Origin of the sequence: Bradyrhizobium sp. Bra64 (genome assembly GCF_024519875.1) — a bacterium.
GTDB lineage: Bacteria > Pseudomonadota > Alphaproteobacteria > Rhizobiales > Xanthobacteraceae > Bradyrhizobium > Bradyrhizobium japonicum_G.
Map to the genome: position 1 here is coordinate 1 of NZ_JALJRD010000020.1, position 13,621 is coordinate 13,621.

A 13,621-nucleotide genomic window follows, 5' to 3' on the forward strand; every position below is an offset into this window, starting at 1 on the left:
CCGTCTCGACGGCCAGCTCATGGTCGTCCTCGACGTCGATCGCGTCCTCGAGCTCGCGCCCGAGATGATGGCGGCCTGATACGGCGGCATCGCTGCCGACGGACTTGCAATTGGAAGTGCCCCCGCAAAAGGGGGGGAAGCAGAGGTTCACATGCGAACTTGTCTCGTCGTTGATGATTCCAGCGTCATCCGCAAGGTTGCGCGCCGGATCCTGGAGGGCCTCGACTTCCAGATCCTCGAAGCCGAGGACGGTGAGAAGGCGCTGGAGGCCTGCAAGCGCGGTCTGCCCGACGCGGTGCTGCTCGACTGGAACATGCCGGTGATGGACGGCTACGAGTTCCTCGGCCATCTCCGGCGCATGCCCGGCGGGGACCAGCCCAAGGTCGTGTTCTGCACCACGGAGAACGACGTCGCGCATATTGCGCGCGCGCTCCATGCCGGCGCCAACGAGTACATCATGAAGCCCTTCGACAAGGACATCGTGACCGCGAAATTCCAGGAAGTCGGCCTTATCTGAGCGACCGCCCGGAGGCTGAACGGCTCCTTCGGCGATTGTTTTCAACTGACCGTTTCAGTCTGAGTTGGTGAGTAATGAGTGTTGCGTTCGCAGGCAATTCGACCCCGGGCTCGTCGCGCGAAGCCGGACCGCTGCGGGTGATGGTCGTCGATGACTCCGTCGTCATCCGCGGTCTGATCTCGCGCTGGATCGGTGCCGAGCACGACATGGAGGTCGCGGCCTCGCTGCGCACCGGGCTCGAGGCGGTCAACCAGATCGAACGCATCAACCCCGACGTCGCCGTGCTCGACATCGAAATGCCCGAGCTCGACGGCATCTCGGCGCTGCCGCAGCTCCTGGCGAAGAAGCGCGATCTCGTCATCATCATGGCCTCGACGCTGACCCGCCGTAACGCGGAGATCAGCTTCAAGGCGCTGTCGCTCGGCGCGGCCGACTACATTCCGAAGCCGGAATCGACGCGCGAGGCGTCGGCCGCGGACATCTTCCACCACGACCTGATCCAGAAGATCCGCCACCTCGGCGCACGGCTGCGCCGCAAACCTGCCGTTGCGAGCCCGCCGCTGGCGCCTGCCAGCCCTGCTGCACCGGCCGCGCGTGCTCCGGCTGTCGCACGGCCCGCCGCGCCCGCACCTGCCGTGCATGCGCCGTCGTCGTCTTCGCCGCTATCCACGCGTCCGTTTTCGACCCAGGCACCGAAGGTGCTGTTGATCGGCTCGTCGACCGGCGGTCCGCAGGCGCTGATGGCGCTCGTCACCGAGCTCGGCCCGGTGATCGACCGCGTCCCGGTTCTGATCACCCAGCACATGCCGCCGACCTTCACCACCATTCTCGCCGAACACCTGGCGCGATCGAGCCGCAAGCCGGCGGCCGAGGCGGTCGACGGCGAGCCGGTGAAGCCGGGGCGGATCTATCTGGCACCCGGCGGCAAGCACATGCGCGTCGTGCGCAGCGGCGCCGACGTGGCGATCGCGCTCGACGACGGCCCCGCCGTCAATTTCTGCAAGCCCGCGGTCGATCCGCTCTTCACCTCCGCCATCGACATCTGGCATGGCGCCATCCTCTCCGTGATCCTGACGGGCATGGGCTCGGACGGCATGCGCGGCGGCAAGGATATCGTCGCCGCCGGCGGCAGCGTGATCGCGCAGGACGAAGCCTCCAGCGTCGTCTGGGGCATGCCGGGCGCGGCGGCCAATGCCGGCATCTGCGCGGCGATCCTGCCGCTCAACCAGATCGGCGCCAGGGTCAACCGCCTGTTCGCGGGAGACCGTTCGTGACACCGGTCGACTATGAGTATCTGCGCAAGTTCCTGAAGGAGCGTTCCGGCCTCGATCTCTCCGCCGACAAGCAGTATCTGGTCGAGAGCCGGCTTCTGCCGCTTGCCCGCAGGGCGAGCCTTCCCGGCATTCCCGACCTCGTGCTGAAGATCAGGAACGGCGACGGCCGGCTTGCGACCGACGTGGTCGAAGCGATGACCACCAACGAGACTTTCTTCTACCGCGACAAGATTCCGTTCGATCATCTGCGCGAAACCATCATGCCGGGCCTGCTCCAGGCGCGCGCGGCGCGCAGGTCGCTGCGGATCTGGTCGGCGGCGTCCTCGACGGGGCAGGAGCCCTATTCGATCGCGATGTGCGTGAAGGAGATGGGCGCGGCCTTCGCCGGCTGGCGCATCGAGATCGTCGCCACCGATCTGTCGCAGGAGGTGCTGGAGAAATCCAAGGCCGGCGTCTACAGCCAGTTCGAGGTGCAGCGCGGCCTGCCGATCCAGCACCTGATGAAGTATTTCACGCAGACCGGCGAGACCTGGCAGCTCAATGCCGACATTCGCGCGATGGTGCAGTTCCGCCAGCTCAATCTGCTGCAGGACTTCTCCCATCTCGGCACGTTCGACGTGATCTTCTGCCGCAACGTGCTGATCTATTTCGACCAGGCCACCAAGGCGGTGATCTTCGAGCGGATGGCGAAGGGCCTGGAAGCCGACGGCACGCTGCTGCTTGGCGCCGCCGAATCCGTCGTCGGCATCACCGACGCGTTCCGCCCGATCGCCGAGCGGCGTGGTCTCTATCAGCTCAACCCCGCGCGCTCCGGCCGCCCGATGGGCGGACTGATGCCGCCGTCGCTCAAGGTTGCCGCGGCAAGGTGATCATTCTTCACCCTCTCCCCTTGTGGGAGAGGGTGGCTTCGCGATAGCGAAGCCGGGTGAGGGGTCTCCATCCTCACGAACGGTCTCGCGAGTGGAGAGAACCCCTCATCCGGCGCTTCGCGCCACCTTCTCCCAAAAGGGGAGAAGGGAAGAAAACTAACCCTCACAGGATCGCATGCGGCAGAAACCGCGAGCCGTTGCCCGTGATCGGGCTTTCGTCCTCGCGGATCGACAGCCCGCATGGCTCGTGATCCACCAGCCAGCTTCCGATCACCGGATAGAAGCCCGAAAAATTCGGCAGCGGTGACAATGCCTGCCGCACGAATCCTTCGGCGCCGTAAGGTCCTGCCTGCTCGTCGAGCGGGAGTCCGCCGGACACCAGCGTGACGTTGGCGCCTTCGCGCGACAGCAGCGGCTTGCGGACGTAGGAGCTGCCGAGTTCTGCGGCGCGCGCGTCGTCCTCGAAGAAGGCCGGCAGCAGATTGGGATGGTTCGGAAACATCTCCCAGAGCAGCGGCAGGATGCCCTTGTTGGAGAGTACCGCCTTCCACGGCGGCTCGATCCAACGTGTCGGCGCGCTCGCAAGCTTTGCGCCGAAGGCGTCGTGGAACATCCATTCCCAGGGATAGAGTTTGAAGGCGAGCGCGATGTCGCGGTCGTCGAGATCGACGAAACCGCCGGCCTCGTTGCGCCAGCCGATCTCCTCGATGTCGAGCAGCGTGGTGGAAAGTCCCGCCTGGCGCGCGGTGTCTTCGAGATAAGCGAGGGTGCCGGCGTCCTCCTCGTTGCCGGTGGTGCCGGTGAGATGGACGTGGCGGCTGGCCGCAATCTCCTTCCACGCCGCGATCAGCCGCTCGTGGATGGAGTTGTACTGGTCGGCGCGCCCGGGGATGATGCGCCGTTCGATCGCCTGCTCGAGCCAGGTCCATTGAAACACCGCGGCTTCGAAGATCGAGGTCGGCGTATCCGCGTTGTATTCGAGCAGCTTTGCCGGGCCCTTGCCGTCGAATGTCAGGTCGAGCCGGCCGTAGAGGCTGCGGTCGTCTCGCTCCCAGCTCTCGGCGATCAGGCTCCAGAACGCTTCCGGAATCTTCAGGCGCCGCAGGTGGCGCTCGTCGCCGATCACGCGGCCGGCAAGCTCCAGGCACATCGCGTCGATCTCGCCGGTCGGCGTCTCGATGCCGCGCTCGATCTCGTCGAGGGTGAAAGCATAGTAGGCGCGCTCGTCCCAGTAGCGCTCGCCGTCGATGGTGTGGAAGGCGAAGCCGCATTGCTCGGCGGTCTGCCGCCAGTCGTCGCGCTCGGGGCAGACGATGCGTTGCATGGATCAGCCGCCGCTCGAGAAGCCATGGCCGAACGAGCCGAAGCCGCCGCGGCTCACGCTGCCGGAGCCCGAATCGGACGACGTTCCCGACGAGGGATGGGACGAGGAGTCGCTGCTGAAGAAGCTCGATCGCGACGACCAGCGCGAGCTGCCGCCGCTCGAGGAGCTGCTTCTGCCGCACGCGGTGCCGGCCTGCACCGGCGTGTCCGCGCCCGGGACCGTCGCACCGGGGGCTATCGCCCCGGGGACTCTCGCCCCGGCAGGACCGGGCTCGCAGTGCTGCCGCGGCATCAGCGTGTAGGCGGTGGTGCCGACCGCAATCGTGCCCATCACCAGCAATGCGACGTGGCCGGAGCGTTTCGCCGGCCGTTGCGAAGGCGGCGGCCCGGCCGGCGGCCGGCGTTTGCCGAACTCCTTTTTGGAGGGTTTGTCGGCCATGTCAGTAGATCATGCACGCGGCGTTGAGCAGTCCCGCGGCGAGCGAAGACAGCCCGAGCCAGATCGCGGGCGCGAGCTCGCCGGCCGCGATCCGCGCCGGCAGATTCGGCACCGGCACCCTCACGAGAAAGAGCACGATGATCTGCACGATCAGCGCGATGATCGCCCAGATCAGGCAATCCAGCACATTGGCCGAATGCGCGATGGCGCTGACCAGCGGCGCGACGAAGCCGAGCAGGCTGAGGCCGAGCGCGATCGCTGCGGCCGGCTCGTTGTCGCGGATGAGCTGGAATTCGTTGTAGGGCGTGATGCGGGTGTAGACGAACAGGTACGCCACGATCGCGATCAGCCCGGTGCAGAAATAGACCAGGAAGGCGGGCAGGCCGGCGAGTGATTGCAGGATCATGGTTCCCCCATCGTGCAGCGACCATTCGTCGGCGGGGGAAGGATAGCGGTTCAACGGCGGGACGGCGATGCAGCCGCGTTCGCATCCCCCAAAAAACAAAACCCCGCCATTTGCGGCGGGGTCCAGGCTGGGAGGAGCGAGCCCCAGAGGCTCGCGAGTAAACCCAGGATCAGGCGGGAATGCGTTCTTCCTGCTCGTGCGGCTCGCGCAGCACGTAGCCGCGGCCCCACACGGTCTCGATGAAGTTGCGGCCTTCGGAGGCGTTGGCGAGCTTCTTGCGCAGCTTGCAGATGAAGACGTCGATGATCTTCAGCTCGGGCTCGTCCATGCCGCCATAGAGATGGTTGAGGAACATTTCCTTGGTGAGGGTGGTGCCCTTGCGGAGCGAAAGCAGCTCCAGCATCTGGTATTCCTTGCCGGTCAGATGCACGCGCTGGCCGCCGACTTCGACCGTCTTGGTGTCGAGGTTGACGACGAGGTCGCCGGTCTGGATGACCGACTGGGCATGGCCCTTGGAGCGGCGCACGATCGCGTGGATGCGGGCCACCAGCTCGTCCTTGTGGAAGGGCTTGGTCATGTAGTCGTCGGCGCCGACGCCGAGACCCTTGACCTTGTCCTCGATGCCGGCGAGGCCGGAGAGGATCAGAATCGGTGTCTTGATCTTGGAGACCCGAAGCTGCTTGAGCACGTCGTATCCGGACATGTCGGGCAGGTTGAGGTCGAGAAGGATAATGTCGTAATCGTATAATTTACCGAGATCGACGCCTTCTTCCCCCAAATCGGTCGTGTAGACGTTGAAGCTCTCAGACTTCAGCATCAACTCGATCGACTGCGCGACGGCGCTGTCATCTTCAATCAGCAAAACGCGCATGCCAGTTCCCCATAGTCGCCGCTCCTGGGCGTCAGGTCGGCCGCATTCGCGGCACTCAACAAAACGCCTTTGAACAACTGATTCGGATCCTGACGACAGATGGTTAACAAATCCTGATTCTGGAACGCAAGTCCCCCCGGTGCAATTTTTGTCGAATCGCCCTAAGGTCCTGTGTACGAAGCAGCTTTTGTCACCCGATACCGTTCAAGTTCCACTTTAAGAGACGGGCCTAACCGACTCCCGCGACTCAGCCTTCTTCTGAAGGGGAGTCACGCTCAGTCACAAAGACAGTGACGCAATGATTAACGATGCGGGTAAACACGAAGTTAAGCGCCGTTCAGAAATATGGCGAAACTTAAGGTTTTCGCCATGAAGCCCCCAAGGATGAAGGCGCGCTCCTTACCGCGTCCCTGATGAAGGCCCCGTTATGAAAGCCCCGTTATGAAGGCTCTTGCCGAACAGATCGGCGACATCGACGGCGTCAACATTTACGGCCGCGTGGTCGGCGTGCGCGGCCTGATGGTCGAGGTGGCCGGCCCGATCCATGCGATGTCGGTCGGCGCGCGGCTCGTGATCGAGACCGGCGGCAACCGCTCCATTCCTTGCGAGGTGATCGGCTTCTCCGGCAACAATGCCGTCGTCATGCCGTTCGCCGGCCTCGACGGCGTGCGGCGCGGCTGCAAGGCGGTCATCGCCAACGCCGCAAACCAGGTGCGGCCCTGTGCGGCCTGGCTCGGCCGCGTCGTCAATGCACTGGGGGAGCCGATCGACGGCAAGGGGCCGCTGCCGCAGGGCCCGGCGCCGATGCCGTACCGCAATTCGCCGCCGCCGGCGCACTCGCGCAAACGCGTCGGCGCGCCGCTCGATCTCGGCGTGCGCGCGATGAACACGTTCCTGACCTGCTGCCGCGGCCAGCGCATGGGCATCTTCGCGGGTTCCGGCGTCGGCAAGTCGGTTCTGCTGTCGATGCTCGCGCGCAACGTCGATGCCGCGGTCAGCGTCATCGGGCTGATCGGCGAACGCGGCCGCGAGGTTCAGGAGTTCCTGCAGGACGACCTCGGCGAGGAGGGCCTTGCGCGTTCCGTCGTCGTGGTCGCGACCTCCGACGAGCCGGCGCTGATGCGCCGCCAGGCCGCCTATCTGACGCTTGCGGTCGCCGAATATTTTCGCGACGAGGAGCAGGACGTCCTGTGCCTGATGGACTCGGTGACACGCTTTGCCATGGCCCAGCGCGAGATCGGCCTGTCCGCCGGCGAGCCGCCGACCGCCAAAGGCTACACGCCGACCGTCTTCACCGAGCTGCCGAAGCTTCTGGAGCGCGCCGGGCCGGGCCTGGGCGAGGGCGCCATCACCGCGATCTTCACGGTGCTGGTCGACGGCGACGACCATAACGAGCCGATTGCGGATGCCGTCCGCGGCATCCTCGACGGCCACATCGTGATGCAGCGCTCGATCGCCGAGCGCGGCCGCTACCCCGCCATCAACATCCTCAAATCCGTCTCCCGCACCATGCCGAAATCGGCCGACCCGGAGTTCTGGCCGACGATCCAGAAGGCGCGGGCGGTGATGGCGACCTATGCCGACATGGAGGAATTGATCCGTCTGGGCGCCTACCGGGCCGGCTCCAGCCCCGAGGTCGACGAGGCAATCCGCCTGCACGAGCCGCTGGAGGCCTTCCTGCGCCAGCGCAAGGACGAAAATGCGTCGCTGGCGGACGGCTACCGCCAGTTGGCGCAAATCCTCGGCAATTTGGAAACGGAACGCTAACTTTGTCCCGTCATCATCCGATCCCACAGAGTAGCAGAGCCGGTCTTGGCCCCAGTCGGGCCCGTGGGGAGACCGGTGCCGTCCCACGTGCAGCCAAGGGACTTCTGGGGAGTACGAGTCGATGAAGTCACGTGATACCCTCATCCGCCTGAAGAAGTTTCAGGTCGACGAGAAGCGCCGCCGGGTCACCCAGATCGAGACCATGATCGCCGACTTCCAGCGGATGTCGACCGATCTTGAACGCGAGATCTCGACCGAGCAGGAGCGTGCCGGGATCAACGATCCCTCGCACTTCGCCTATCCGACCTATGCCAAGGCTGCCATCCAGCGCCGCGAGAACCTGACCCGCTCGGCCGACGAGCTGAAGGGCCAGCTCGACGAAGCCAAGGGTGCGCTGGCGGAAGCCTTCGAGGAACTGAAGAAGGTCGAGCTCCTCGACGAGCGCGACCAGGCCCGCGAACGCGCCGAGGAAAACGCCCGCGAGCAGGCCGACCTCGACAGCATCGGCCTGATGCGCGCCCGCATCGGCGCCGTCGCCTAAAAACGCAGTCAGCGGTCGAACCGCCGAGAATCTGCTGAACCCGGGCCCGCAAGGTCCGGGTTTTCGCGTTTGCTATCCACAGCGTGGCGCCCCGCCCCTTGGTGATGGGCTTTGCTGCGCGCTATGGTGGCGGAGTGCCTGGGTCCGCGCGGAACGACGCGCCGGGGCCTGCGCGTTGGGGGGCTGAATGCTGACGCCAGCAGAGCTGGTCGGGCTGATTGAGGCGGTCGCCAAGGGCGATCAGGCCGCGTTCGAGCGCCTTTACGTCGCCACGCGCGCGAAACTCTATGGCGTCGTGCTCCGTATCTTGCGCAGACAGGATCTCTCGGAGGAGGTCATTCAGGAGGCCTACGTCAAGATCTGGAACAGCGCTGGCCAGTTCAATCCGGCCTTGTCGTCGCCGATCACGTGGATGGCGTCGATCGCGCGCAACCGTGCCATCGACATCGTGCGCAAGAAGACGGAATCCTCCATCGAGGAAGAGCCTCAGGCGATGGAGGTTGCGGCCGACAGTCCCGATCCGCTGGCGCGCCGTGAGATGACGGAAGAGTTGAAGCGGCTCCTGGAATGTATCGGCCGGCTCGAGCCGGACCGTCAGAGGCTCGTGCTTCTCGCCTATTACAACGGCTGGAGCCGCGAGCAATTGGCGGAGAAGTTTTCGGCGCCCGTCAACACGGTCAAGACGTGGCTGCGGCGCAGCATGTTGGATATCCGCGAATGCCTCGGACTATGAGGGCTGATGTTGTGAGGGTGGTTCTGGACTGCATGTGATGGCCTACACGGAAGACCATATCGCGCTTGCTGCGGAATATGCGCTCGGCACACTCGATGCCGACGAGCGCACGCAGGTTGCGATCATGATGGCGGTGGACACCGAGTTCGCCGCGATCGTGCAGGCGTGGGAATTCCGGCTCGGCGTGCTCAACCAGATGGTAGGCACGATCGAGCCGCGTCCGGTCGTGTGGGAGAACATCAGGTCCGAGCTCGCGCGGACGGGCTTCGCACAGCAGCCCCCCGCGCTGTCCGAAGCCTCGCCGCCGCCACCCGTACCGGAGTCTTTCTCGTTCGAAGCCGTGCCGCCGGAAGCGTCATCGGACCGCACGGAGCAACCGGAGCCGCAGCCTTCCGAAGCCGCGCAATCCGAAGCGGCGCAATCCGAAACCGCGCGCCCGGACCCCGATGCGCTTCCCGACATCGCGCCGGTCTTCATGCCGCAGGTCCATGCACCCGATCCTGATGTCGCGCGCGCGCCGCCGGCGCCGGTCGTGGACAACACCAATGTGATCCGGCTCGAGGGCCGCGTGAAGCGCTGGCGCACCGTCGCATCCGCCGTCGGCGCGCTTGCGGCCGCGCTGCTGGTGACGCTGTCGCTCCAGATCTTCCTGCCCGATGCGCTGCCTGGGGCCCTGCGTCCCGCGCCGCGCATCCAGACGGTCGAGGTCAAGACGCCGGCGCCGCTCGCGGCGTCGTCGCAATATGTCGCGCTGTTGCAGGGCCAGGCCGGTGGCCCCGCCTTCATCCTCACCATCGACGGTACGACCAGGAACTTCACCGTGCGCAAGGTCGGCGCGACGCCGGAGCCCGGCAAGAGCTTCGAGCTCTGGCTGATCTCCGACAAGCTGCCGCGCCCGCGCTCGCTCGGCGTGATCGGCAGCAGTGACTTCACCGCGCGTCCGCTGCTCGCCGCCTACGATGCCGACGTCGTCAACGGCGCCACCTACGCGGTCACCGTCGAGCAGCCCGGCGGCTCGCCCAATGGTCAGCCGACCTCGGCGCCGGTATTTTCCGGCAAGCTGATCGAGACCGTGCCGCCATCGCAGGCGCAGGTTCCGGCGAAGAAGTAGATTTCCATCGTCCGCCTGGCGAAAGCCAGGACCCATGACCCCAAGAGCTTGTTGCAAGAGTGAGCTGTGGCCACACCGGCGAGCAGCCGCTCCAATGCACGCTCGCCGTAGTTGGAGGTATGTGACCGCCACCATGATCACGTAGTCTCAAGCGCGGGCCCAGGCCATCCGTGGAGGAAGACGGATGATCAGGAATTTAGTGCACTGTCACCGAATTCCCAAAGCGCGTGAAGTCCGCAGCTTGACGCTTCTTGTGGTTCGAGTGGCCGCCGGCAGACGTCAGTCGCGAGAAGCTGAACTCTTATGCGTCCCCGAGAGCATTTCTGTTGCGCCCCTTCGGAGAAACGGCCCGCTCTGCTCCACGAGTCCGCTTATTGAGTCATAGCGGACAGGATTTGCTCAGGTCGAGTTCTTCGCATTTTGACCCATCGGCGAAGTGGCAGCATCGCTCCACGAGGTCCGCTTGTTGAGGCATGGCGGACAAGATTTGCTCAGGTTGAGTTCTTCGCATTTTGACCCAAGACAGACATTGGCCGGTAGTCGCTATAATTTGAACTCTATTCTTCATGCGGGCGAAAGCGTGCTTAGCTATTGTGGTTGTAGGACAAATGAGGTGCTGCGTCCCATGCCGAAATGGCTTGTTGTACTTGTCGCTCTCCTCGCGGCTACCGCCTACATCCCTCAGGTCCGCCACAGGGTGATCAACTGGCTTAAGACGCACCCTGCGCTCATTGGCCCAGCGCTGACCATCATCGGAATAGCGGCAGCCTTGTATCTGTTCATCGATCCTACCACTGTCCTATTTTTGGCGGTTGTTGCAGTCGTCTCCGGTCTCGCTGCATTTTTTGACCCAAGAACGTATTCGAGCCAATGAGAACGTCGTAGGAAGGGAAGGATCGTACACCAAATGGGCTCGGTTTTTCTGCTCTGGCATAGTCGACCACTTGAAGGCGGCGTCGATGAAAACGAGACTGACGATAAGCTCATCGGGGTCTACAGCAGCGCTGCCGAAGCGGAAGCCGCAAGAAGGCGCAAACTCCAGTTTGAGGGTTTTCGCGACTATCCCGACTGTTTCCAAGTCAGCAAGATGGAAGTCGACAAGGATGCATGGAGCGAAGGGTTCGTCACTACAAAGACGTAAATGAACTTCGCGCCGATGTCCGGTTCTGGCCCAAAGCGTCAGTTTGCGTGGCGGCAAGACCATGTCCTTAGTTGGGGGTAAGGCCGACCTGCCGGTTGAGCGCCCGGACTTCTCACTTTGACCCGTTTCAGACGTTAGCTGCTCCGCCGACCATCCTTCGAGACGGGGCTCAAGTTCTAACTGCGGCCATCGGCCGGGGACTGCAACAACTATGTCAGTTGCACACTTCTGTGGCTGCGCTTATGGATGTGCTGTAATACTTCCGCTGCTCGACGTGACATCCGGGCTTGACGGGCCGGCAACCGGCACTCGAGCAGATCATCTGGCCACTTGATCTCGCTTGTTGCTTCGGAGGCGCTGATTCGACCTGCTTGCGCTCGTCGTCTACTGCCTTCGGCGATTCACGCGCCGCGACAGGTTTCTTGTCTTGGCCTTTTTCACATTCGTTGTCGCTATTGATGTGATAGCCAGACCGGCACGTGATCCTGACACAGCTTTCGCCATCGGCCCTGAAGCCGCGCTCGCAGGCAAGTGGACAAACCCGACCGGGCTTGCCTTTGATGGCATCGAGTACTTCGAAGCTGGCAAGCTTGGTGTCGAATTTCGTCCCGGCAAATTTGTTGAACAGCGTCAAGGAGCGCTGTGAGGCGGTGTTCCAGTCACCGTCACTTGCGTTTGTCAGACAGCCCACGCGGTGCAACTCAGACTGAACCAGCTTGATCGTCTCTTGGGGCGAGAGAGATGGCTGCGGCGGCGTCGGCGGGAGATCCGCGACCTTCAGGTCGTCGTTCTTGTCGTTGGTTACCCTGGTGGCCGGCTGCGTCGTAAGCTCGGCTGCAGCCTTTTCCTTGGCAATCCTATCAGCAAGCGCGGCCTCGGCGGCCTGCTTTTCGGCAAGCGCTTTGTAAACGGCTGCCTCTGCATCCTTGCGCCGCTGCTCGGCTTCTGCTGCCTTCGTCTCTTCCGCCCTCTTGGCCTTTTCTGCCGCAAGCCGGGTGTTCTCGGCAGCTTTCGCGGCCGCCGCTGCCTTCTCCTGTTCAGCCCTGTTGGCGCGATCAGCAGCGAGACGTGCCTTCTCCTCCTCGGCCTGTCGCGCTTTGTCTGCTGCAGCAGCTCGCGCCTCTTCCGCCGCGATCTTGTTGAGCTGACCCTTTGCGAGACCGGCGTAAAACCCATCGGGATACTGCGCAAGGAATACGGTCCAGCCATCGCGGGTACCGAGTTGTAGCGCAAGTTCGTAGTTGCGGCGGACGGCCTCTTGCGGATCGGCTTGCGGTCCCATAGCCGGAGCGGCCGGGACCAGCGGCAGATCTTCGCCACCGAGAGAACCGTAGACGTAGGGCTCTTGGCGATAATCCGTGCTCTTGAGAACATCGTCGCGGACGAAGCCAAAGGCTTTACGGAGGTCGAGCCCGGGCTTTGGCAAACGCTCCACCACGGCCGTTGCAAATGGGCTGTTCTTCGAGGCGCCGTCTGACGCTGTCGAGCCGGCCTTTGCCGCAAAGGCGATCATCGTGTTCGGGCTTGAAGGCTCGACTTTAGCAAGACCGCGACCAATCGAACGGCTGGCCACGGTACGTTTCATCGATCCCGCGAACGGGTTGTCACGACAGGCATCGAGAATGACAAGGCGAAGCTGCTTGGCCGGTTCGATCGTCGCGAGAATACGGTCGAGCGGAAGTGCCTCGTCGTATACGTCCGTATCGACTTCCAGCGCAGCATCAGTTGGAACTAAATAGTTGATGCCATCGACCTCGATCCCGTGCCCCGCATAATAAACAACGGCGATGTCGGCATCCCGGCTCCGAAGGCCAAATTCCCTCAGCGTCTTCCGCGTCTCGGCAATGTTGAGATCAGTCCTGATCTCGACGAAATCGAACCCAGCTTTCTTGAACATGCCGCCAACCAGGGCGGCGTCATTCACAGGATTCGCCAGCTTCGGCACGCTCTTATAGGCGGAATTGCCTATCACCAGCGCGACCCGGCGTTCGGCGTGCGTCGGACCTATCGTCAAGGAAAGCAAAAGGATTAAGAAGAACCAGCCAAGTGCGCGCATGGAAGCCCCGAATATTTGCGCAGGGTATTCGCAGCTTGGGAGAATGCAAGTGGAACTCTGCGATGTCTCTGAGGGGCCGGGGCCTTTTGGACCACCTCATCAAACTACGGCTCGTAAGATGAACTAGGCCTCATCTGGCGGACTTTCATTCTGCCTTAGGCCGACTTCCGCTTCTGGCCCATCAGCGAAGTGTCGGCGCACCTCGTTGAGGTCCGCTTATTAAGGCACGGCGGACTAGATTGGCTCAGTTTGAGTTCTTCGCATTTTGACCGATTCTGTTGAGAAAGGCGGCTGTTGCGACGCAGAGGGATCAGTGATTCAGTCAGTCTAGGTGATTACGGTGACAGTGCTGGGCTGCACCCCTGAAGTGAGACACGGTAATTTGCCGAGACAGGCATTTCGAGGATGACCTGTGCAGGACGAGGAGAGAACCGTCACTTTCCGACGGCGCTCAAATCCAAGGCGAGAACGTGCTGGAACGGTTCTGCTGATGTTTGACGAGCATCGAACGAAGATCGCCCCTCCATTGGATTTTCGGGACAGCGGGAAGTCCGCGCGCCGCGTATGGCGACC

The 13,621-nt window shown here is 63.4% G+C and carries 14 protein-coding genes and 1 pseudogene; 10 read left to right on the plus strand and 5 right to left on the minus strand.

All coding sequences use genetic code 11. The features are described from left to right. The 4 genes and pseudogenes from NR187_RS32215 to NR187_RS32230 all read left to right on the plus strand — a co-directional run. A pseudogene (locus NR187_RS32215) lies at nucleotides 1–79 on the plus strand (chemotaxis protein CheW); the annotation flags it as partial. Nucleotides 80–151: 72 nt separating this feature from the next. Continuing rightward, nucleotides 152–517, plus strand: a complete 366-nt coding sequence (locus NR187_RS32220) for a PleD family two-component system response regulator (RefSeq protein ID WP_007600538.1) — start codon at nucleotides 152–154, stop codon at nucleotides 515–517. Nucleotides 518–591: 74 nt separating this feature from the next. After that, entirely contained in the window at nucleotides 592–1,791 is a 1,200-nt protein-coding gene (locus tag NR187_RS32225) for a chemotaxis response regulator protein-glutamate methylesterase (RefSeq protein ID WP_256809106.1), read from the plus strand. Next, nucleotides 1,788–2,660 carry a protein-glutamate O-methyltransferase CheR gene (locus NR187_RS32230; protein ID WP_211381724.1) on the plus strand — a complete coding sequence of 291 codons (873 nt, stop codon included), beginning with the start codon at nucleotides 1,788–1,790 and terminating at the stop codon, nucleotides 2,658–2,660. Before NR187_RS32225 ends, NR187_RS32230 begins: the two co-directional genes overlap by 4 nt. A 163-nt stretch (nucleotides 2,661–2,823) precedes the next feature. Here the strand turns inward: NR187_RS32230 and NR187_RS32235 are convergent, their stop codons facing one another. From NR187_RS32235 to ctrA, 4 genes are all read right to left on the minus strand, one after another. Continuing rightward, the gene (locus NR187_RS32235) at nucleotides 2,824–3,984 is read right to left on the minus strand and encodes a glutathionylspermidine synthase family protein (RefSeq protein WP_256809109.1); all 1,161 of its coding nucleotides are present in this window, start codon (nucleotides 3,982–3,984) and stop codon (nucleotides 2,824–2,826) included. Between the two features lie 3 nt (nucleotides 3,985–3,987). After that, nucleotides 3,988–4,422: a hypothetical protein gene (locus NR187_RS32240; RefSeq protein ID WP_249128815.1), complete on the minus strand. Its 435-nt coding sequence runs from the start codon at nucleotides 4,420–4,422 to the stop codon at nucleotides 3,988–3,990. Between the two features lies 1 nt (nucleotide 4,423). Next, nucleotides 4,424–4,828 carry a DUF350 domain-containing protein gene (locus NR187_RS32245; RefSeq protein WP_211381727.1) on the minus strand — a complete coding sequence of 135 codons (405 nt, stop codon included), beginning with the start codon at nucleotides 4,826–4,828 and terminating at the stop codon, nucleotides 4,424–4,426. 169 nt (nucleotides 4,829–4,997) lie between these two features. After that, nucleotides 4,998–5,699 (minus strand): response regulator transcription factor CtrA, encoded by a 702-nt coding sequence (ctrA, locus tag NR187_RS32250; protein ID WP_015688285.1) that lies wholly within the window; start codon nucleotides 5,697–5,699, stop codon nucleotides 4,998–5,000. A 441-nt stretch (nucleotides 5,700–6,140) separates the two neighbouring features. Here ctrA and fliI point away from each other — a divergent pair, with 441 nt between their 5' ends. The 6 genes from fliI to NR187_RS32280 all read left to right on the plus strand — a co-directional run bounded on the left by fliI (nucleotide 6,141) and on the right by NR187_RS32280 (nucleotide 10,992). Further along, nucleotides 6,141–7,466: a flagellar protein export ATPase FliI gene (gene fliI, locus NR187_RS32255; RefSeq protein ID WP_211381728.1), complete on the plus strand. Its 1,326-nt coding sequence runs from the start codon at nucleotides 6,141–6,143 to the stop codon at nucleotides 7,464–7,466. A 121-nt stretch (nucleotides 7,467–7,587) separates the two neighbouring features. Further along, on the plus strand, nucleotides 7,588–8,007 hold the full coding sequence (fliJ, locus tag NR187_RS32260; RefSeq protein ID WP_129271398.1) for a flagellar export protein FliJ: 420 nt from the start codon (nucleotides 7,588–7,590) through the stop codon (nucleotides 8,005–8,007). A 187-nt stretch (nucleotides 8,008–8,194) separates the two neighbouring features. After that, nucleotides 8,195–8,740: a sigma-70 family RNA polymerase sigma factor gene (locus NR187_RS32265; RefSeq protein WP_211381729.1), complete on the plus strand. Its 546-nt coding sequence runs from the start codon at nucleotides 8,195–8,197 to the stop codon at nucleotides 8,738–8,740. Between the two features lie 37 nt (nucleotides 8,741–8,777). Next, nucleotides 8,778–9,851: an anti-sigma factor domain-containing protein gene (locus NR187_RS32270; RefSeq protein WP_211381730.1), complete on the plus strand. Its 1,074-nt coding sequence runs from the start codon at nucleotides 8,778–8,780 to the stop codon at nucleotides 9,849–9,851. Between the two features lie 625 nt (nucleotides 9,852–10,476). Further along, on the plus strand, nucleotides 10,477–10,725 hold the full coding sequence (locus NR187_RS32275; RefSeq protein ID WP_256809112.1) for a hypothetical protein: 249 nt from the start codon (nucleotides 10,477–10,479) through the stop codon (nucleotides 10,723–10,725). A 33-nt stretch (nucleotides 10,726–10,758) separates the two neighbouring features. Continuing rightward, on the plus strand, nucleotides 10,759–10,992 hold the full coding sequence (locus tag NR187_RS32280) for a hypothetical protein (protein WP_211381731.1): 234 nt from the start codon (nucleotides 10,759–10,761) through the stop codon (nucleotides 10,990–10,992). 214 nt (nucleotides 10,993–11,206) lie between these two features. Here the strand turns inward: NR187_RS32280 and NR187_RS32285 are convergent, their stop codons facing one another. Next, entirely contained in the window at nucleotides 11,207–13,048 is a 1,842-nt protein-coding gene (locus tag NR187_RS32285) for a caspase family protein (RefSeq protein ID WP_256809114.1), read from the minus strand. Nucleotides 13,049–13,621: the final 573 nt, after the last annotated feature.

What these genes read in the sequence shown, in the direction of transcription:
- NR187_RS32220 (WP_007600538.1), top strand. Translation starts at nt 152, where the DNA reads ATGCGAACTTGTCTCGTCGTTGATGATTCCAGCGTCATCCGCAAGGTT.
- NR187_RS32225 (WP_256809106.1), top strand. Translation starts at nt 592, where the DNA reads ATGAGTGTTGCGTTCGCAGGCAATTCGACCCCGGGCTCGTCGCGCGAA.
- NR187_RS32235 (WP_256809109.1), bottom strand. Translation starts at nt 3,984, where the DNA reads ATGCAACGCATCGTCTGCCCCGAGCGCGACGACTGGCGGCAGACCGCC.
- NR187_RS32240 (WP_249128815.1), bottom strand. Translation starts at nt 4,422, where the DNA reads ATGGCCGACAAACCCTCCAAAAAGGAGTTCGGCAAACGCCGGCCGCCG.
- NR187_RS32245 (WP_211381727.1), bottom strand. Translation starts at nt 4,828, where the DNA reads ATGATCCTGCAATCACTCGCCGGCCTGCCCGCCTTCCTGGTCTATTTC.
- ctrA (WP_015688285.1), bottom strand. Translation starts at nt 5,699, where the DNA reads ATGCGCGTTTTGCTGATTGAAGATGACAGCGCCGTCGCGCAGTCGATC.
- fliI (WP_211381728.1), top strand. Translation starts at nt 6,141, where the DNA reads ATGAAGGCTCTTGCCGAACAGATCGGCGACATCGACGGCGTCAACATT.
- fliJ (WP_129271398.1), top strand. Translation starts at nt 7,588, where the DNA reads ATGAAGTCACGTGATACCCTCATCCGCCTGAAGAAGTTTCAGGTCGAC.
- NR187_RS32265 (WP_211381729.1), top strand. Translation starts at nt 8,195, where the DNA reads ATGCTGACGCCAGCAGAGCTGGTCGGGCTGATTGAGGCGGTCGCCAAG.
- NR187_RS32270 (WP_211381730.1), top strand. Translation starts at nt 8,778, where the DNA reads ATGGCCTACACGGAAGACCATATCGCGCTTGCTGCGGAATATGCGCTC.
- NR187_RS32275 (WP_256809112.1), top strand. Translation starts at nt 10,477, where the DNA reads ATGCCGAAATGGCTTGTTGTACTTGTCGCTCTCCTCGCGGCTACCGCC.
- NR187_RS32280 (WP_211381731.1), top strand. Translation starts at nt 10,759, where the DNA reads ATGGGCTCGGTTTTTCTGCTCTGGCATAGTCGACCACTTGAAGGCGGC.
- NR187_RS32285 (WP_256809114.1), bottom strand. Translation starts at nt 13,048, where the DNA reads ATGCGCGCACTTGGCTGGTTCTTCTTAATCCTTTTGCTTTCCTTGACG.